Genomic DNA, 20,178 nt, shown 5'->3' on the forward strand with positions numbered 1-20,178 from the left:
ATTTTTTTTATACATAATTGCTGTAAAATATAGATAATTTTTATTGAAAGTTAATAACTGTCCCAAATAATTATGAAAAAATAGGAATTGAGAAAAGTTACAAAATTAAAGATATGAAATGACTGTCCCCATAAGTTTAATATTTAAATAATGGATATCTTAATTTAGAAAAGTTTTTTTGTCTGGTAAAGTAAATAACCGTCCCCTAATTTACCTCCTAATTTATTTGGCAAAGAAATTGCTTATAGAATTATAAATATAGGGATATAAATTTATAAAATTTGGGGGTATGTATTTATGAATAAAGAATTTATGACAAGTATGGGATTTGGAACTAAGGCTATACATGGAGGGCATAAAAAGGATGAACAATATGGTTCACTTGCAACTCCTATATATCAAACTTCAACATTTATATTTGATTCAGCAGAACAAGGAGGAAAAAGATTTGCACTAGAGGAAAATGGGTATATATATACAAGACTAGGTAATCCAACTAGTAGTGAACTTGAAGAGAAAATTGCGTTATTAGAAGGAGGAGAGGCGGCAGTTGCAGCAGCTTCAGGTATGGGAGCTATATCATCAGCATTATGGACTGCCTTGAAAGCAGGAGATCATATAGTTGCATCAGATACTCTTTATGGTTGTACCTTTGCACTTTTAAACCATGGTATAACTAGGTTTGGAATAGATGTTACTTTTGTGGATATATCTAGTTTGGAAGAAGTTAAAAAGGCTATTAGACCTAATACAAAAGTTGTGTACTTAGAAACTCCAGCAAATCCAACTTTAAAAGTTACAGATATTGAAGCTGTTTCTAAAATAGCTCATGATATTTCTGGGTGTATGGTTTTTGTGGACAACACATTTAGTACACCGTTTATACAAAGACCTTTGGAACTTGGAGCTGATGTAGTACTTCATTCTGCAACTAAATATTTAAATGGACATGGGGACGTTCTTGCAGGCTTTGCTGTAGGTAAACAAGATTTTATAAATCAAGTTAAATTGTTTGGATTAAAGGATATGACTGGTGCAGTTATAAGTCCATTTGATGCATATCTAGTTATAAGAGGGATGAAAACTCTAGAAGTTAGAATGCAGAGACATTCAGAAAATGCAATTAAGGTAGCAGAGTTCTTAGAAGCTCATCCAGCAGTTAAAAAAGTATATTATCCAGGGCTTAAAAATTTTGAATATTATGAATTAGCTAAAAAACAGATGAGGCTTCCAGGAGCTATGATTTCATTTGAATTAAATGGGGGAATTGAAGAGGGAAGAACAGTTATGAATAATGTTAAATTGGCTAGTTTAGCTGTAAGTTTAGGAGATACAGAAACTTTAATCCAACATCCAGCGTCAATGACCCACTCACCATATACTTGTGAGGAAAGAGCAGAAGCAGGAATTAGTGATGGATTAGTTAGATTATCTGTTGGACTTGAAAATTCTGAAGATATAATAAAAGACTTAAAGGGAGCTTTAGATTTAGTAGTGAAGTAGTGTACTTTACTACTATAAACATAATTATATCGCTTAATGATTACTTTAATGAAAACAATTTCAAAGGCTAATGGGGATGTAAAAATAGCCACTAATTATAGGGGGAATAAAATTATGGAAGATAAACCAAAAACCTCAAATGGTAAGGCGTTAATACCGTTTTTTATATTTGTAGCTATATACCTGGGAAGTGGATTGATATTACAAGTACAAGGTGTTGAAATGGCTTTTTATCAGCTTCCTGCACCAGTAGCTATATTTTGTGGTATTATTAGTGCATTTTTTATATTAAAGGGAAATATAAATGATAAGTTTAATGCACTAATAGAAGGATGCGGTAATCAAGATATAATTATTATGTGTACAATCTATTTATTAGCAGGTGCATTTGCTTCTGTGGCTAAGGCAATGGGCGGTGTTGATTCTACTGTAAATTTAGGACTTACCTATATACCAGCTCAGTATATAACTGTGGGATTATTTATAATATCTTGTTTCATATCTATATCTACAGGAACATCTGTTGGAACTATAGTAGCTGTGGCACCTATTGCAGTAGGACTTGCTCAAAAGTCAGGACTGTCCCTGCCGTTTACTTTAGCAGCAGTTATGGGTGGAGCTATGTTTGGAGACAATTTATCTGTAATATCAGATACTACAATTGCTGCTACAAGAACTCAAGGATGTGAAATGAGAGATAAATTTAGAGTAAATATATATATTGCAGCACCAGCAGCTATAATAACTATAATTTTACTGTTAATATTTGGCCGTCCAGAAGCAATTCCAGCTATGAAAAGTTATGATTATAACATAATAAAGGTTATACCATATCTGTTTGTATTAATTTTATCTTTAGTAGGTGTGAATGTTTTTGTGGTATTAACAATAGGAATAGTTCTTGCAGGAATAATAGGAATAAGCTATGGAAATTTAACAGTATTATCATTTACACAAGAGATATTTAATGGGTTTTCAGGTATGATTGATATTTTCCTTTTATCAATGTTTACTGGTGGACTTGCTAATATGATAACTAAGGCAGGAGGAATACAATTTTTATTAGAAAAAATTCAGGAGACAATAAAGGGAAAAAAATCCGCAGAGTTTGGTATTGGCGCTCTCGTAGCACTTACAGATGCAGCAGTTGCTAACAATACAGTGGCTATAATTATAAATGGACCTATTGCAAAGGAAATGTGTTATAAGTATAAAGTTGATCCTAGAAGAAGTGCATCTATATTAGATACTTTTTCTTGTATAATGCAGGGAATCATTCCTTATGGAGCTCAAATGCTAATTCTATTAAGTTTTACTAAAGGAGCAGTAACTCCATTTCAAATAATACCATTGTTATGGTATCAACAGCTTCTTTTGGTATCAGTAATAATATCAATATTTATTCCATTTGCAGATGGACTTATAAAGAAAAGACCTTGGGATTGGAGTAAGAAAGAAGAGGGCAATGTACAAATACCAAGTGATTCTTAAAGTTCTAACATACATTACCTAGTCCTTTATAAATTTTTCTGGATATAGGAAGTAGTGTGGATGATAGCTATGATATAAATATATTATTTTTGTGAGGTAAAACTTGCGTCAGGAAGGATTTTAGATTCTACTGACGCTTAGTTATGAAATAAAAGTAATAGTTGTCAATATAAGGAGGGAAATGAATGAAGAAAAAATTAATTGAGATTAGATGGCATGGCCGAGGAGGACAAGGTGCTAAGACGGCTTCATTACTTTTAGCTGAGGTAGCATTTAACACCGGAATGTATATTCAAGGTTTTCCAGAATATGGACCAGAAAGAATGGGAGCACCTATAACTGCGTACAATAGAATAGCAAATTATCCATTAAGGGTACACAGTAATATTTATGAACCAGATTATGTGGTGGTTGTTGATGAAACTTTATTAAAAACTGTAGATTGCACAGCTGGTTTAAAGGGGGACGGGGCTATAGTTATTAATACTAAAAAAAGTCCCGAGGGAATAAGAAAAGAATTAAGAGGATATGAAGGAAAGGTTTATACAATAGATGCTAGAACTATTTCAGAACAGACTTTAGGAGCAAATTTTCCTAATACTCCAATGTTAGCGGCTATAGTTAAAATACTTGGAATAATGGATAAAGAAGAATTTATAAAGGACATGGAAAAATCATTTAAACATAAGTTTGCTACAAAACCAAATGTTATTGCTAAAAATATAGAAGCATTAAAAAGAGGATTACAGGAGGTGAAAGGACTTGAGTAAGATAATGAATGTAAACTCAGATACAAAGTGGATGGACCTTCCTAGAGGAGGGGCTATGATAGAAGCAGGCAATGCAGTAGATTTTAAGACTGGTGATTGGAGAGCAATGAAGCCTATATGGTATAAGGATAAATGTAAACACTGTTTATTTTGTTGGGCAGTATGTCCTGATATGTCCATAATAGCAAAGGACAGAAAATTGGTTAAATTTGACTATGACCATTGTAAAGGTTGCGGAGTTTGTGTGGCTCAATGCAAATTTGGAGCATTAGAATTGGTAGTAGAGGAATAGGGAGGAGGAATAAATATGGTAAAATCAGAGCAATTAAGAAGAAGTCTTAGTGGTAATGAAGCAGTTGCTACAGCAATGATGCAAATAAATCCGGATGTGGTAGCAGCATTTCCAATAACTCCATCTACAGAGGTGCCACAATATTTTTCATCCTTTGTGGCAAATGGCAAATGTACCACAAAATTTGTACCAGTAGAGTCTGAACATAGCGCTATGAGTGCATGTATAGGAGCATCTGCTGCTGGTGGAAGAGTTATGACAGCAACATCTGCTAATGGATTAGGTCTTATGTGGGAGATGCTTCATATAGCAGCAGGGGATAGATGTCCTATAGTAGTAGCTTTAGTAAATAGATCCATGTCACCACCACTTAACATACACAATGATCATTCAGATTCCATGGGAGCAAGGGATACAGGTTGGATACAACTGTATTCTGAAAGTGTTCAAGAAGCTTATGACAATTTTATTCAAACAGTTAAAATAGCAGAAAATGAAGAAGTTATGACACCAGCTATGGTATGTTATGATGGATTTATTACAAGTCATTCTGTAGAAAATGTATTCTTAATGGAAGATGAAGTAGTTAGAAATTTTGTTGGTTCAAATAAAAGAACAAATAATGGATTGTTAGGAAATAAAAACATAGCAGTAGGGCCAATGGTTCTAACAAACTTTAGTATAGAAATGAAAAGGCAGCAACTTCAAGGAATACTAAATGCTAAGGATGTTACTTTGAAAGTTGCTAAAGAATATGAACAATTAACAGGAAGAAAATATGGCTTGTTTGAAGAATACAAGTTAGATGACGCAGAGATTGCTATGATGATAATAGGCTCATCTGCTGGAACGGCTAAAAGGGTTGTGGATGATTTAAGAGATAAAGGCATTAAAGCAGGGATGTTAAAAATTAGATTGTTTAGGCCATTCCCAGGGGACGAAATAGCTGAGGCGTTAAAGAATGTAAAAGCAATAGCTGTAATGGATAAATCAGAGGGTATGTCAGGAAATGGAGGGCCATTATTTACAGATACTTGCGCTTCTTTGTATAGAAAATTAGAAGGCAAAATATTAATGAGCTATATCTATGGTCTAGGCGGAAGAGATGTTAGAGTTGAGGACTTAGAAAAAGTATATGGTGATTTACAGAATGCTTTGGATACAGGGCATTATAAAAAATATAATTACTTATCTGTAAGGGAATAGGGGGGAGACTACATGGCAACATTAAAAGAATTAACTAATATTCCAGATAGAATAACTAGCGGACATAGAATGTGTGCAGGTTGCGGAGCTCCAATGGTAGTAAAATGGGTTATGAAGGCTATTAAGCCAGAACATAAAGCAGTTGTATGTAATGCTACAGGATGTTTGGAAGTCTCAACAACTTTATATCCTTATTCTGCATGGACAGATTCCTATATTCATACAGCTTTTGAAAATGCAGCTGCTACTTTAAGTGGAGTAGAATCTTCCTACAGAGCCATGAAAGAGAGAGGGACGGTTAATGAAGAATATAAATTTGTGGCTTTTGGTGGAGATGGTGGTACTTATGATATAGGACTACAATCATTGTCTGGTGCTATGGAAAGAGGACATGATATGCTTTATGTTTGTTATAATAATGGAGCTTATATGAATACAGGAATTCAAAGATCCTCAGCTACACCAGCAGGAGCAGATACTACTACTACACCACAAGGAAAAGAATCTGTTGGCAAACCTCAATTTGGCAAGGATTTAACTTCTATAATGGTAGCACATAATCTTCCTTATGTTGCTCAAACTGTACCTGTAATGCCAGGAAGCAAATATATGATGGATCTTTATAATAAATCTAATAGAGCCATCAATGAATTTTATGGAGCTAAGTTTATAAATGTATTAACTCCATGCTCAAGAGGGTGGAGATGTGATACCCAAACTGAATTAGATTTAATAAAATTAGCAGTAGAAACTTGTTATTGGCCAATTTATGAAGTAGTTGATGGAGAATATAAATTAAATTATAAACCAAAACAAAAGCTTCCAATAGAAGAATGGCTAAAGCCTCAAGGAAGATTTAAACATCTTTTTAAATCAAAAGAAGGAATTAATATAATTGCTGAAGTTCAAGAGGAGATAGACAGGAGATGGAAAAAGCTTTTGTTCCTTTGTGGAGAAGAATAGGGGGACGGTTAATAAATAATCCTTACTTTTTAGATAGAGTTTGCTAAAATAATATAAACTTCCAGTTAAATCTAAAAAAATGAGAACTAAGGAGCAAGAAAAGTTACTCCTTAGTTCTATCTATTTCTTTAAATCCGTTTTTAAGCCAAGCAGATATGCCTTTGTATAAAGCTTTATATTCATTTCCATTAGGAACCATAAGTTTTTTATATCTAGTTACATTCATAGATAATATGTTTATGCTATACATGCCTATATTATTTATAGATGGATTAATCTTTACAACATGTGTACCATTAGCACATTCTTCAGCAGGTGTAATAGTTAAAAATTTTCTACAGTTAAATGTTCTTACAGGATATATAGTACAAGCTCTATTTTCAGATAAAAAAGGGCAAGGAATTTTTTCTTTAAGATAATTTAAAGCATGTTTCGAATTTTCATCTACCTCGCTACTGGTAGGTAATGAAGCTAGAAGATCATCTATTTTGCTTTTAACAATAGTTTTTTCTTCTTCAGTAAAATTATTTTCTATATATTCCCTTATTAATTCAGCTTCAATTGCAGTGCAGTCTACATAAAGACAACAGCAATGAGCACAACCTTTTTTACATGAAGCATATTGTTCAAATCCTTTATTACCTTCATCATATAAATCATATATTTTTCTTAATAGTTCTTTTCCCTTAGAAACACTTAAATCCCCAATATTAATTTCTTTAAGAAGTATATTTGAAATTTCATCATAAGTTTTTTTAGTCTTAGTTTCATTATAAATCATATCTACACCCAAATAGTTCTTGCCAAGACTTTTAAATTTCTCTTTACCCAATAATATCACCGCCTTTGATGATTATAGTATAAATAAATTCTCTGGACAAGTTAATAAATTGTTCCCAGGGAATTAAGTGGAAAAGGTTAGAAAGTTGGGGACAGTTATTAAATTAATTTAATTTTTGCCATATATATACTGGAACTACACTCTTCAAAATAAGATGATAAGTAGGAGACAGTTATTAAATATAAATAGAATTCAGATATTAGTTATATCTTAAATAATGAATATTAGTTATTTTGAATATATGGAAGCTAATAATTTATTCTAAATTAAATGACTGTCCCTGAATTTTGAATTTTAGAAAGTTTTTATTGTGTGAGCTTGAATGACTGTCCCCAAGTTTTGATAAAAAATATGTTGACAAATTAAAAGAATAAGTATATATTAATTGCATAAAACATACTAATCCAATATGAATAGTATGTTTTATATGAAAGCAGAATATTTTATATGTGAAGAAAAGAAATAGTATCATAAGGTAAGCTTTCAGAGAGAAGTCTTCTTAGGCTGGAAAAGACTTTAGGTATAACTTGTGAGAATGCATCTTTGAGCACTGTGCTGAAGAAATGGTTTTTAGTAGGATACAGCGTGTACGCGCGTTACAGCGTTGAGGTATATTTGTACCAATAACGAGATGTTATATGCTTTGGTATATAATAATTAGAGTGGAACCGTGGAATGGAACTTCTGCCTCTAAATGAGGGAGAGCTTTTTTTATTTATCTAAAAATTAGGATTTTATTAGGAAAATATAAAATTTAAACAATAGAAATTAAAAATTACTTATTTTTACATGTAAAGATTTTTATATATAAAGTATGTAAAAAAATAAAAGATATTTAGGGAGAAAATCATAAAAATAGGAGGAATATTAATATGAATTCATTAAATTACTTTGATTCTATAGCAAATAATTGGAACGTAATAAGAAGTGAATATTTTGAGGAAAAGTTAAAATACAAAGTTTTATCTAAAGCAGAAATAGATAATAAAATTGCTGCAGATTTAGGTTGTGGTACAGGCTTTATATCTTTAGCATTAGCAGAAAAAGCAAATTTAGTATTTTCATTAGATCAATCTAACAATATGTTAAAAGAATTAAAAAAAGAAATTTCTAAAAAAGATATAACAAATATATATGCAATTAAGTCTGATTTAGAGAACATTGTATTGTTTGATGAATCAGTGGATGATGTATTTATAAATATGGCATTACATCATGTAGTTAACGTGGACAAAGCTATATCAGAAATATATAGAGTGTTGAAAAAGGGAGGAAGTATAGTAATTTCGGATGTAACAGAACATGATGGACAATGGGCAAGAGAAGAAATGTATGATGAATGGTTAGGATTTTCAAATGAGCAGATAAATAATTGGTTAAGTAAATATAATTTTAAAAATATAGAAATAGAAAATACAGACTTATATTGCAAAGGATATTCAAGTAAAGGTGAATATACGGAAACAAAAATATTTATAGCAAGTGCTAAAAAGTTATAAGAAAGGGGAAATAGTATTATGAATTTTGAATCAATTTTAATACATGGAGGAATCGATGGAGACTACTTTACAGGAGCAGTAAATATTCCTATATATCAAACATCTACTTACAAGCAGACAGGTATTGGAGTTAATAAAGGATATGAATATTCAAGAACAGGTAATCCTACAAGAGAAGCTTTAGAAAAACTTATAGCAGATTTAGAGCAGGGAGTTGGTGGATTTGCATTTTCATCAGGAATGGCAGCTATAACAGCAGTACTTTCTCTTTTCAAAGCAGGAGATAATATAATAATTCCAGATAATTTATATGGTGGAACTTTTAGAGTACTAGATAAAGTCTTTAAAAATTTCAATATAGGGTATAAGATAGTAAACACAACAAACTTACAACAAATTAAAGATAATATTGATGATACTGTAAAAGGAATATATATAGAAACACCAACAAATCCATTAATGGATATAACAGATATTAAAGAAGTAGCTAAAATAGCAAAAGACAATAATTTACTTACAATAGTGGACAATACTTTTATGACACCATATCTTCAAAAACCGTTGGCATTAGGAGCAGATATAGTTATTCATAGTGCTACTAAGTACCTTGGTGGACATAGTGATTTGATTGCTGGATTAGTAGTAGTAAATAATGAAGAATTAAAGGAGAAGATTCATTTTATACAAAATACCACAGGAGGAGTACTATCACCATTTGATTCATTCTTACTTATAAGAGGGATAAAAACTTTAGCAGTTAGAATGGACAGACATAACTCAAACACTAAAGCTATAGCAGAATTTTTAAAAGATAGACCTGAAATTAAGAAAGTCTACTATCCAGGATTTGAGGAACACCTAGGATATAGTATTCAGTCAAAGCAGGCAAAAGGCTATGGCGGAATGATATCCTTTGTGCTAAATGAAGGATATGATTATAAAAAGTTCTTTGAAAAATTAAGTCTTATAACTTTTGGGGAAAGCCTAGGAGGAGTAGAATCTTTAGCATGCCATCCAGCAACTATGACTCATGGAGCTATACCATACGAAATAAGACAGAAGGTAGGTATTGTTGATAATTTAATAAGACTTTCAGTTGGAATAGAAAATGTACAAGATATTATAGAAGATTTAGAAAGGGCATTAAAAGGAGGAAAAGTTAATGGTTAAAGTAGAGAGTTTTGAATTAGAACATACAAAGGTAAAAGCACCTTATGTAAGAAGATGTGGTACAGAAAAAGGTAATAATGGAGATATGGTTTCCAAATTTGATTTAAGATTTTTACAGCCAAATAAAAAAGAAATGCCAACAGGTGCAATGCATACTTTAGAGCATTTATTAGCTGGGTATATGAGAGAGAAAATGGACGGAATAATAGATATATCTCCAATGGGATGCAGAACTGGATTTTATATGATTGCATGGGGAATGCCACAGGTAACTGAAGTAATAGAAGCATTAAACTATTCATTAAACAAGGTATTAGACACAGAAGAAATACCAGCAACAAATGAAATTCAGTGTGGAAATTATAGAGATCATTCATTATTTGCAGCAAAAGAATATATCAAATTAATATTAAAAGAGGGGATTAGCAGTGAGATATATAGATGATATCAGAAGTTATATAGGAAATACACCTATTATGAAGCTAAATAATATGGGAATAAAGTCTGGAGTAAATTTATTTGCTAAATTAGAATTTTTAAATCCTGGTGGAAGCGTTAAAGATAGAATAGGTATATACATGATAGAAGATGCTGAGAAGAATGGATTACTTAGGGACGGTTATACAATAATAGAAGCTACAGCAGGTAATACAGGAATAGGCATAGCACTAGCAGCTATAAATAAAGGATATAGAATAATATTTGTTGTGCCAGAAAAATTTTCTGTAGAAAAGCAAACATTAATGAAAGCACTAGGTGCAGAAATAGTGAATATTCCTAGAGAAGAAGGTATGTTAGGAGCTGTTAAAAAAGCTAATGAACTTTTAGCAACAATAAAAAACTCTATAAGTTTAAAACAATTTGATAATAACTCTAATCCATTGGCTCATTATGAAACTACTGCACCTGAAATATATAAAGATTTAGATGGTAAAATAGATTATTTCCTTTGTGGTGCAGGTAGTGGAGGAACTTATACTGGTGTATTAAAGTATTTAAAAGAAAAGAACCCTAATATAAAAGGTATTTTAGTAGATCCAGAAGGATCAACTATGGGAGGTGGACAGGAAGCTTGTTATAATATAGAAGGCATAGGAAATAATTTTATTCCTGGAACTATGGACATGACCTATGTGGATGAAGTTATAAAAGTTAATGATGAAGAAGCATTTTATACTGTAAAACAACTTGCATTAAAGGAAGGACTGATTGTTGGAACATCTTCTGGAGCGGCAGTAACAGCAGCTATTAAACTAGCTAACAAAATGGATAAGGGAAACATTGTAACTTTATTACCGGACAGAGGAGAAAGATATTTTAGTAAAGGTATATATTAATTGCTTTTGAAAAATGGTATATATTTCTTTTGTAGTAAAGATAGGCTATAATATACTTAAGATAAATAATTTAAATGGGGTGATTTTTAAATGAAATTTAAATTTGAACATAATAATATCAATGTATTAGATTTGGCAAAAAGTGTTAAGTTTTATAAGGAAGCCCTAGGATTTGAAGAAGAAAGAAGATATCATGCACCAGATGAAAGTTTTATATTGGCATTTTTAAAAGGCAGTGAAAGTGATCATATGATTGAGCTTACATGGCTTAGGGATAGAAAAGAGCCTTATAATTTAGGTGACAATGAGATACACATGGCAGTAAGAACTGATGATTTTGATGGTGCTTATAAAAAGCATAAAGAAATGGAATGCATATGCTATGAAAATAAGGAAATGGGATTATATTTTATAGCTGATCCAGATGGATATTGGACAGAAATATTACCTGCAAAGTAAATTGTAAATACAATTGCATGATAAATATAGGCATAATGGATTATGCGACACTAGTTAACTAATATAGAAATTTTAAGAGTTAACTTGGTGATTTTAATAGTTTAAACCTATATTGTGAAGTTAGTATAAAGGAAAGGGCTAGAATTTAACCCTTTCCTAAATTTAAGCCATTTTCAATTTGTATTAAGGCATCATGTACTTTTTCAAAAATAAGGCCAGCTGTGAACCAAACTGGTATATAACTTAGGGTTATTATTCCGTATATTGTGAAAGGTTCAGTTACATAATTCCATGGACAGACACCTATAATTCTTTTTAAAAGTAAACCGCTTAAAAGTTCTATTGTAAATATAAGAATCATGTATACACCTCCCCTTATTATAAATGAAAGGTGTCTTATCCTGTTGTGTATTGGTTCTAAGAATACTGCAAGGCCATATATAAAAAACATCCATACATAGGTAGATGCAGTAAGCTTTATATCTCCCTTTAGTAAAGAACCAAATCCAGTCCATAAAACCTCCATACAAAATCCTAAAAGACCATATATTATAAATCTTTTTCCCATAGATATATTTTCTGTATTATAAAGAAAAATATACTATGAAATAATTTTAAAATATCATTTTTTCATTTAAGTATTTTGTTCAGAACCAATAACTGTCCCTCTATTTACTCAATAAGGAATAACTGTGCTTAAATCACTAAGTTATTTAATTTTCAATGACTGTCCCCGATTTTTACCGATTTTTATCATTTTTAATCACTGCTTTTGTATTACTACAATGCAATGACTGTCCCTGTAATTACGTAATTATGCCGTATTACGTATATTGGTGTTGTTTTAGTAAATAGGGGTACAGGAAGAACTGTATTTCTCAATTTTTCCTACTGTTAAATCTAAAAATAGTTCTTTTATACTTTTGCATACCTGTCCCGGAGTTCCGTTACCAACTTCTCTGTCGTCTACTTTTATAATAGGAGTAACCTCCATGGCAGTTCCGCTGAAAAATAGTTCATCTGCAGCATATAGTTCAGTTCTTGTAATACTTCTTTCAACTACTTCTATATTGAGTTCTTCTTTTGCTAATTTCATAACAAGTTCTCTAGTTATACCCTCCAAAATATTGTCACAAGGAGGAGGAGTAATGAGTTTTCCTTTTCTAACCATAAATATATTTTCTCCTGGTCCTTCACAAACATGACCAGTTTGGGTTAAGAATATGGCTTCATCGTATCCTCTACTAGTAACTTCTAGTGAAGCTAGTGCTGAATTTAGATAAGCCGCAGTAGCTTTAACTCTTGGAGGAATCATATTATCATTTAGTCTTGTCCAAGATGTTACTGCAACGCTAAGAGCGTCTTTTCCAGTATAACTTCCTAAAGGTTGACAGTATATAACTATACGATCATCATCATCATTAAGAGTTGGACCTATGTTATTAGAACCTTTAAAAGCTATAGGTCTAATATAAGTTGTGGTTTTAAAATTATTTTTTCTTAAAAGTTCTACTGTTAAATTACAAAGATCTTCTACGGTATAAGGCAATTTAATATTTAAAGCCTTACAAGATTGCAGGAACCTAACATAATGCTCCTTTAATTTAAACGCATAAAGTTGACTGTTTTCTTCATCCCAATAAGCTCTTATTCCTTCAAAACAAGCAAGTCCATAATTGAAAGCCTTAGATCTAATGCTTATACGTATATCATTCTCCTTTATAAAGTCTCCTTGATAAAATGCATAGTAATTATTCATAAATAAAGCCCCCTTATTTAATATAAATTTTGTTAATGAAAAAAATTTATTTATATCCGTTTAGGAAACAAATCAATATCTATATATGAATATGCCCATAAAAGGATAAAAAATCCATAGTGAAAAATAATATTATTTTAAATTTGATAAACTATGTTGAAAAAAATCAAATTTTTTAGATTATTATAGTTTAATTATAGATTTTAAAGCTTTTTTTTTATGGTGTCAATAAAAAATGAAACTAAAATACAATAAAATTTCAATTTTCTTATGAATTTCAGAATTTAAACAACTAAAATTCATAATGAAACCAAAATGAAATTGAAAAAAATCAATTTTGAATCTCAAAAATGATAAATAGAGATAAAACAAGCAATAACAACGTTTACATAGCCTTAATATACTAAAATATGCAATAAAAAAATCATTATAAAGTTTTAAAATGCAAGTTTAAATTTTTTCTGAAAATTGATTGACGATGCATAAAATATATGGTACGATTACTGACAAGATTTGACTTGGTAAGGATATTTTCTTTTGAAAGGAGATGATTTAGGTGAAATCTTATGTACTATCTGTAATAGTTGATAATAATCCGGGAGAACTTTTAAGAATATGTCAACTGTTTAATAGAAGGGGATACAATTTAGAGAGTGTCACAGCAGGGGAAACGGAAAGGCTGAATATATCTAGGCTCACTTTAATTGTAAAAGTAGAAAAAGAAGAAATAATACATCAAATAATAAAACAGATTAAAAAATTGGAATATGTATACAATGTAATAGTCTTAGATGATAAGAATTCCATATGTAGACAAATGATGTTTATAAAGGTTAAAGCTGAAGGAGAAAAAAAGCAGGAAGTTGTTAATATAGTTAATATTTTTAGAGGCTCAATAACTGATGTTGCAGCGGATAGCTTAACCATAGAAATTACAGGTGATGAGAACAAATTAGAAGGATTTAAAAATGTGCTATTACCTTTTGGTATTTTAGAAATAGCCAGTAGTGGTTTTATTGCTATTGAAAGGGGCGTTCCAGCTTTATAAAGTATCAAAGGATAAATATATAAAGATTTAAATTTACGAATTTAAACACTAAAAATAATTAAGGGGGCTTTTAGCTATGGCAAAAGTATATTATGAAAAAGATTGTAATTTAGAAATCTTAAAAGGAAAAAAGGTTGCAGTAATTGGCTATGGAAGTCAAGGACATGCACATGCACTGAATTTAAAGGAAAGTGGAGTGGATGTTGTAGTTGGACTTTATAAGGGAAGTAAATCTTGGGGCAAGGCTGAAGAAGCTGGTTTAAAAGTTATGCTTACAGCAGAAGCTGTTAAAAATAGTGACATAATAATGATACTTGTTAATGATGAAAAACAATCTAAACTTTATAAAGAAGATATAGAACCTAATCTTACTCCAGGCAAAGCTTTAGTATTTGCTCATGGATTTGCAATACATTTTGGACAAATAGTGCCTCCAAAGGATGTAGACGTATTTTTAATAGCACCAAAGGGACCTGGACATACTGTAAGAAGTCAGTATCTAGAAGGAAGAGGGGTACCATCACTTATAGCTGTTTATCAAGATACTACAGGAAATGCGAAAGAATTAGCATTAGCTTATGCTTCTGGTATAGGGGGAGCAAGAGCTGGAGTTATTGAGACTTCATTTAAAGAAGAAACAGAAACAGATCTTTTTGGTGAACAAGCTGTATTATGTGGAGGACTAACTGCCCTTATTAAAGCAGGATTTGAAACTTTAGTAGAGGCAGGTTACCAACCAGAAATGGCATACTTTGAATGTTTGCATGAAATGAAGCTTATTGTAGATTTAATCAATGAGGGAGGATTAAATCTAATGAGATATTCTATAAGTGATACAGCAGAATTTGGAGATTATACAGCGGGACCTAAGGTGGTAACAGAAGAAACTAAAAAAGCTATGAAAAATATTCTAACAGATATTCAGCAAGGAGTGTTTGCAAAAGATTGGCTACTTGAAAATCAAGTAGGAAGACCTGGATTTAATGCTGTAAGAAGAAAGGAATCAGAACATCAAATTGAAAAAGTTGGAGATGAACTTAGAAAGATGATGAGCTGGACAAAAAAATAAACTTTCTTTTTACACATTGATTCTGCAAATTAGAAGATGAATAATTTGCAGAATCATTTTTTATACAAAAATTAGTGTGAAATTTAATAAAAACTATGAAGTTAGATTTGATTAATAGAAAGGAGGCACAAAATGAGTAGAGCTATAAAAATATTTGATACTACATTGAGGGATGGAGAACAGACTCCGGGAGTTAATTTGAATATAAAAGAAAAAGTAATGATTGCAAAGCAATTAGAAGCTTTAAATGTAGATGTTATTGAAGCTGGTTTTCCATTTTCTTCAAAAGGAGACCTCCTAGCAGTAAAAGCTATATCAAAGGAAATAAAAAAGTCTACAGTAGCAGCTTTATGTAGAGCTAATAAAAGTGATATAGACTGTGCGTGGGAGGCAATAAAAGAAGCTGTAAATCCTAGAATACATACCTTTATAGCTACTTCAGATATTCATATGAAGTATAAACTTGAAATGAGTAAAGAAGAAGTTTTAGAAAAAGCAGTACAAATGGTATCTTATGCAAAAGGTTTATGCAAAGATGTAGAATTTTCAGCAGAGGATGCTTATAGAAGTGATCCAGACTTTTTATGTAATATTTTTTCAAAGGTTATTAAAGCAGGAGCAACTGTAATTAACATACCAGATACAGTGGGCTATGCTTTGCCTGAGGATTATTATAAATTTATTAAATATATAATGGAAAATACAGAGGGAATAGAAAATGTAGAAATAAGTGTACATTGTCATGATGATCTAGGTATGGCAGTGGCAAATAGTTTATATGGTGTTATGGCAGGAGCAACCCAGATAGAATGTGCTATAAACGGTCTTGGGGAAAGAGCTGGAAATGCAGCCTTAGAAGAAATAGCTATGACTATTGATGTAAAAAAAGATTCCTTAGGAGTTCATACAAATTTAAATACTAAACAGCTATATAGAACAAGTAAGTTGGTAAGTTCACTTACAGGAATAAATGTGCAGCCTAATAAATCTATTGTAGGAGCTAATGCTTTTGCACATGAATCAGGCATACATCAAGATGGAATTTTAAAAGAAAAAAGTACTTATGAAATAATTTTACCAGAGTCAATTGGAATAAGTAATAATTCAGGAATTGTGCTTGGAAAACATTCAGGAAGACATGCTTTTAATAATTATTTAGAAGATATGGGAATAGAGCTTGAAAAGGAAGAATTAGAAGAAGCATTCAAAAAATTTAAAGAGCTAACAGATAAGAAAAAAAACATAACATCTAAGGATATAGAAGCAATTGTACATTTTAAAAAGTATTTTAATGAAACATATAAACTTAAATCCTTTCAAATTAATAGTGGAAATCATATAGTTTCTACAGCGGCAGTGGAAATATTAAAAGGAGATGAATTGTTTACTGAAGTTGCTGTAGGAGATGGATCTATAGATGCAGCCTTTAAAGCTGTAGAAAGAGCCATAGGCATGAATATAAAGCTTAAAGACTATTCTATAGCATCAGTTACAGATGGAAAAGATGCCCTAGGAGAAGTAACTGTAAAGATAATGAATGGAAAAGGAGAAATTTTTATAGGTAAGGACATTTCAGAGGATGTTATGGAAGCTAGTATTAATTCTTATATAAATGCTATAAATAAGATGATTGATGAGAGTTAGGTGATTAATAAATGAGTAATACAAAAAAATCTATGACCATGACGCAAAAGATATTGGCAGAACATGCAGGGGTTGAATATGTAGAAGCAGGACAACTTATTACAGCTAATTTAGATTTAGTTCTTGGAAATGATGTAACAACACCTGTTGCTGTTAAAGCATTTAATAATATGAATATGAATAATGTTTTTCATAAAGATAAAATAGCTATAGTTCCTGATCATTTTACACCTAATAAAGATATAAAATCAGCAGAACACTGCAAATTTGTCAGAGAATTTGTATGTGATAAGGAAATAACCAATTATTTTGAAGTAGGTGAAATGGGAATAGAGCATGCTTTGATACCGGAGAAAGGGTTAGCAGTTCCTGGAGATGTAATAATAGGAGCAGATTCACATACATGTACTTATGGAGCTTTAGGAGTTTTTTCTACAGGAGTAGGAAGTACGGATATGGCAGTAGGAATGGCAACAGGAAAGACTTGGTTTAAAGTTCCAGAGGGTATAAAGTTTGTTTTAAAGAGTAAGCTTTCCAAATGGGTATCAGGAAAGGATGTAATACTACACATTATAGGAATGATAGGGGTAGATGGAGCACTATATAAATCAATGGAGTTTACAGGAGAGGGAGTAAAAGAACTTTCTATGGATGATAGATTTACCATAGCTAATATGGCCATAGAAGCAGGAGCAAAGAATGGAATATTTCCTGTAGATGAAAAGACTTTAGAATATATGAAAGGCCGTTCTCAAAGAGAGGCTAAAATTTTTCAAGCGGATGAAGATGCAGAATATAGCGAAGTTTATGAAATAAATTTAAGCCTTATAAAGCCTACAGTGGCATTTCCACATCTTCCAGAAAACACTAGAACCATAGATGAAGTTGGAGAAGTAAAGATAGATCAAGTAGTAATTGGATCTTGTACTAATGGAAGAATGGATGATTTGAGGATTGCAGCATCTATTTTGAAAGGAAACAAGGTAAAAAAAGGAGTTAGGTTAATAGTGTTTCCAGGAACTCAAAATATTTATTTGCAGGCAATAGAGGAAGGGTTAGTAAAAATATTTGTAGAAGCAGGTGCAGTATTTAGTACACCAACTTGTGGACCGTGTCTTGGAGGACATATGGGAATTTTAGCAGCAGGAGAAAGAGCTGTAGCTACTACAAATAGAAATTTTGTAGGAAGAATGGGACATCCAGAAAGTGAAGTGTATTTAGCTAGTCCAGCAGTAGCAGCAGCATCTGCTATATTAGGTAAAATTGCATCACCAGAGGAGGTTGGTTTGTAAGATGAAGGCTTTAGGTAAGGTTTTAAAATATGGAGATAATATAGACACAGACGTTATAATACCGGCTAGATATTTAAATACATCAGTGCCAGAAGAATTAGCAAAGTATTGTATGGAAGATTTGGACAAGGAGTTTTTAAACAAATTAAATAAAGGGGACATTTTAGTTGCTGGGAAAAATTTTGGATGCGGCTCCTCTAGAGAACATGCTCCTATAGCTATAAAAGCAGCTGGAGTTTCCTGCGTAATAGCAAAAAGCTTTGCAAGAATATTTTATAGAAACTCTATAAATATAGGTTTTCCAATACTTGAATGTGAAGAAGCAGTAAATGATGTGGAAAATGGACATCAATTAGAAGTGGATTTTGAAAAAGGTTTAATAAAAAATATCACTTTAAATAAAGAATATAAAGCACAAGCTTTCCCAGAATTTATGATAAACATAATGAAAAATAATGGACTAATAAACTGTGTAAAGAATGGATTGTTTTAATTAGAATAAGAAAACTTATTGTAAAACTGTTTGGGACAGTCATTATATTATAACAGTAAAGTTATGGATTTATAGCTATTAAGAACAAGCATTGTAGAGAATTTATATGTTATATGAGGACAGTTATTGAAAAGTTCATTTAAAGTATGTGGGGACAGTCATTTAAAATTGATGAAAGTAATTGTAAAAATTATTGATGATTATTGGGGACAGTCATCAATAATAATTGAAAGAAATGTAGAAGGGGGCGACTAATATGAGTTTGAAAGAGTTTAAAATAGCGGTAGTGCCAGGAGATGGAATTGGGGTAGAAATAACAGAGCAGGCATTGAAAATTTTAAACAAAATATCAGAAAAATATAATACAAAGTTTAACTGTATAGAATTAAAAGCGGGAGGATGTGCAATAGATGCTTATGGGGAAGCACTTCCTAAAGAAACTATAGAAAAGTGCAAACAGTGTAATGCATTATTTTTAGGAGCCATAGGAGGACCTAAGTGGGATACTCTTCCAGGTGAGAGAAGACCAGAGAAAGCACTTTTAAAATTAAGATCGGAGCTAGGATTATATGCTAACTTAAGACCAGCTAAGGTTTTTGATGAACTAAAATCAGCATCTCCTCTTAAAGATTCATTAGTAGAAAAGGGCATAGATCTTTTAGTAGTAAGAGAATTAATAGGTGGAATTTACTTTGGAAAAAGAGGGACAGTCATTGAAAATGGAACAGAAAAAGCGTATGATACGGAAGCCTATACTTTAGAAGAAGTTAAAAGAATTGCCCATGTAGCATTTAGATCAGCAATGAATAGAAGAAAGAAAGTTACATCTATAGATAAAGCAAATGTATTGGATTCTTCAAGGCTTTGGAGAAAAGTTGTAACAGAAGTTTCAAAAGAATATCCAGAAGTTAAGCTAAACCATATGTATGTAGATAATGCAGCTATGCAGCTTGTAAAAGAACCTTCACAATTTGATGTAATACTTACAAATAACATATTTGGAGATATATTATCAGATGAAGCTTCAATGCTTACAGGATCCATAGGTATGCTGGCTTCATGGAGTGTTGGACAAGGTGCTTATGGCATGTATGAACCTATTCACGGTTCTGCGCCAGATATAGCAGGTAAAAACATAGCAAATCCACTAGCTCAAATACTTTCAGCTGCTATGATGTTAGATTATTCTTTTAACATGACTGAAGCGGCAAAAGACATAGAAAATGCAGTTAAAAATGTTTTAAATAAGGGTTATAGAACACCAGATATATGGACAGAGGGCATGATAAAGGTTGGAACAAAAGAAATGGGAGAATTGGTTTTACAAGAAATTTAAGGAGGA

At 31.5% G+C, this 20,178-nt stretch carries 21 protein-coding genes and 1 other annotated feature; of the genes, 18 read left to right on the top strand and 3 right to left on the bottom strand.

The genetic code is table 11. The annotated features are described in order from the left end of the window. The first annotated feature begins 297 nt into the window (after nucleotides 1–297). From megL to J2Z24_RS04985, 6 genes are all read left to right on the top strand, one after another. Entirely contained in the window at nucleotides 298–1,503 is a 1,206-nt protein-coding gene (gene megL, locus J2Z24_RS04960; protein ID WP_035148752.1) for a methionine gamma-lyase, read from the top strand. A gap of 48 nt (nucleotides 1,504–1,551) precedes the next feature. Next, nucleotides 1,552–2,994, top strand: a complete 1,443-nt coding sequence (locus J2Z24_RS04965; RefSeq protein WP_477100030.1) for a Na+/H+ antiporter NhaC family protein — start codon at nucleotides 1,552–1,554, stop codon at nucleotides 2,992–2,994. A gap of 185 nt (nucleotides 2,995–3,179) precedes the next feature. Continuing rightward, nucleotides 3,180–3,764 carry a 2-oxoacid:acceptor oxidoreductase subunit gamma family protein gene (locus J2Z24_RS04970; protein ID WP_035148755.1) on the top strand — a complete coding sequence of 195 codons (585 nt, stop codon included), beginning with the start codon at nucleotides 3,180–3,182 and terminating at the stop codon, nucleotides 3,762–3,764. Then, complete coding sequence (locus tag J2Z24_RS04975) at nucleotides 3,757–4,056, top strand: 4Fe-4S binding protein (protein ID WP_085059083.1); 300 nt, start codon at nucleotides 3,757–3,759, stop codon at nucleotides 4,054–4,056. Before J2Z24_RS04970 ends, J2Z24_RS04975 begins: the two co-directional genes overlap by 8 nt. 15 nt (nucleotides 4,057–4,071) lie before the next feature. Next, nucleotides 4,072–5,262 carry a pyruvate ferredoxin oxidoreductase gene (gene porA, locus J2Z24_RS04980; protein WP_035148756.1) on the top strand — a complete coding sequence of 397 codons (1,191 nt, stop codon included), beginning with the start codon at nucleotides 4,072–4,074 and terminating at the stop codon, nucleotides 5,260–5,262. Between the two features lie 12 nt (nucleotides 5,263–5,274). Further along, nucleotides 5,275–6,225 (top strand): thiamine pyrophosphate-dependent enzyme, encoded by a 951-nt coding sequence (locus J2Z24_RS04985; RefSeq protein WP_035148757.1) that lies wholly within the window; start codon nucleotides 5,275–5,277, stop codon nucleotides 6,223–6,225. Between the two features lie 103 nt (nucleotides 6,226–6,328). Here J2Z24_RS04985 and J2Z24_RS04990 read toward each other — a convergent pair whose 3' ends face one another. Further along, entirely contained in the window at nucleotides 6,329–7,057 is a 729-nt protein-coding gene (locus tag J2Z24_RS04990; RefSeq protein ID WP_035148758.1) for a YkgJ family cysteine cluster protein, read from the bottom strand. Between the two features lie 452 nt (nucleotides 7,058–7,509). Then, nucleotides 7,510–7,761: a binding site (T-box leader), on the top strand. 177 nt (nucleotides 7,762–7,938) lie between these two features. On the opposite strand from J2Z24_RS04990, the gene J2Z24_RS04995 reads away from it, so the two are divergent. The 5 genes from J2Z24_RS04995 to J2Z24_RS05015 all read left to right on the top strand — a co-directional run bounded on the left by J2Z24_RS04995 (nucleotide 7,939) and on the right by J2Z24_RS05015 (nucleotide 11,531). Beyond that, a complete protein-coding gene (locus J2Z24_RS04995) occupies nucleotides 7,939–8,565 on the top strand; it encodes a class I SAM-dependent methyltransferase (RefSeq protein WP_035148759.1) in 627 nt (208 codons plus the stop codon). 18 nt (nucleotides 8,566–8,583) lie between these two features. Continuing rightward, nucleotides 8,584–9,735: a trans-sulfuration enzyme family protein gene (locus J2Z24_RS05000; RefSeq protein WP_035148760.1), complete on the top strand. Its 1,152-nt coding sequence runs from the start codon at nucleotides 8,584–8,586 to the stop codon at nucleotides 9,733–9,735. Next, a complete protein-coding gene (locus J2Z24_RS05005; protein ID WP_035148761.1) occupies nucleotides 9,728–10,180 on the top strand; it encodes an S-ribosylhomocysteine lyase in 453 nt (150 codons plus the stop codon). Before J2Z24_RS05000 ends, J2Z24_RS05005 begins: the two co-directional genes overlap by 8 nt. Further along, nucleotides 10,164–11,072, top strand: a complete 909-nt coding sequence (locus tag J2Z24_RS05010; protein ID WP_035148762.1) for a PLP-dependent cysteine synthase family protein — start codon at nucleotides 10,164–10,166, stop codon at nucleotides 11,070–11,072. Before J2Z24_RS05005 ends, J2Z24_RS05010 begins: the two co-directional genes overlap by 17 nt. A gap of 90 nt (nucleotides 11,073–11,162) precedes the next feature. Further along, complete coding sequence (locus J2Z24_RS05015) at nucleotides 11,163–11,531, top strand: VOC family protein (RefSeq protein WP_035148763.1); 369 nt, start codon at nucleotides 11,163–11,165, stop codon at nucleotides 11,529–11,531. A 145-nt stretch (nucleotides 11,532–11,676) separates the two neighbouring features. Here J2Z24_RS05015 and J2Z24_RS05020 read toward each other — a convergent pair whose 3' ends face one another. Together J2Z24_RS05020 and J2Z24_RS05025 are read right to left on the bottom strand one after the other, a co-directional pair. Then, entirely contained in the window at nucleotides 11,677–12,099 is a 423-nt protein-coding gene (locus J2Z24_RS05020; protein ID WP_035148765.1) for a putative ABC transporter permease, read from the bottom strand. Between the two features lie 276 nt (nucleotides 12,100–12,375). Next, complete coding sequence (locus tag J2Z24_RS05025) at nucleotides 12,376–13,290, bottom strand: branched-chain amino acid transaminase (RefSeq protein WP_035148766.1); 915 nt, start codon at nucleotides 13,288–13,290, stop codon at nucleotides 12,376–12,378. A 556-nt stretch (nucleotides 13,291–13,846) separates the two neighbouring features. Here J2Z24_RS05025 and ilvN point away from each other — a divergent pair. From ilvN to leuB, 7 genes are all read left to right on the top strand, one after another. Continuing rightward, entirely contained in the window at nucleotides 13,847–14,338 is a 492-nt protein-coding gene (gene ilvN / locus J2Z24_RS05030) for an acetolactate synthase small subunit (protein ID WP_035148768.1), read from the top strand. A 76-nt stretch (nucleotides 14,339–14,414) separates the two neighbouring features. Further along, nucleotides 14,415–15,407, top strand: coding sequence for a ketol-acid reductoisomerase (ilvC, locus tag J2Z24_RS05035; RefSeq protein ID WP_035148769.1), 993 nt, complete (start codon nucleotides 14,415–14,417; stop codon nucleotides 15,405–15,407). A 132-nt stretch (nucleotides 15,408–15,539) separates the two neighbouring features. After that, the gene (locus J2Z24_RS05040) at nucleotides 15,540–17,051 is read left to right on the top strand and encodes a 2-isopropylmalate synthase (protein WP_035148770.1); all 1,512 of its coding nucleotides are present in this window, start codon (nucleotides 15,540–15,542) and stop codon (nucleotides 17,049–17,051) included. An 11-nt stretch (nucleotides 17,052–17,062) separates the two neighbouring features. Further along, nucleotides 17,063–18,343: a 3-isopropylmalate dehydratase large subunit gene (leuC, locus tag J2Z24_RS05045; protein WP_173680056.1), complete on the top strand. Its 1,281-nt coding sequence runs from the start codon at nucleotides 17,063–17,065 to the stop codon at nucleotides 18,341–18,343. Nucleotide 18,344: 1 nt separating this feature from the next. After that, nucleotides 18,345–18,836 (top strand): 3-isopropylmalate dehydratase small subunit, encoded by a 492-nt coding sequence (gene leuD / locus J2Z24_RS05050; RefSeq protein ID WP_035148771.1) that lies wholly within the window; start codon nucleotides 18,345–18,347, stop codon nucleotides 18,834–18,836. 126 nt (nucleotides 18,837–18,962) lie between these two features. Next, nucleotides 18,963–19,091, top strand: a complete 129-nt coding sequence (locus J2Z24_RS21590; protein ID WP_276512138.1) for a hypothetical protein — start codon at nucleotides 18,963–18,965, stop codon at nucleotides 19,089–19,091. 7 nt (nucleotides 19,092–19,098) lie between these two features. After that, the gene (gene leuB / locus J2Z24_RS05055) at nucleotides 19,099–20,172 is read left to right on the top strand and encodes a 3-isopropylmalate dehydrogenase (RefSeq protein WP_111947761.1); all 1,074 of its coding nucleotides are present in this window, start codon (nucleotides 19,099–19,101) and stop codon (nucleotides 20,170–20,172) included. Nucleotides 20,173–20,178: the final 6 nt, after the last annotated feature.

This window comes from Clostridium tetanomorphum, assembly GCF_017873215.1.
Taxonomy (GTDB): Bacteria; Bacillota; Clostridia; order Clostridiales; family Clostridiaceae; genus Clostridium_AO; species Clostridium_AO tetanomorphum.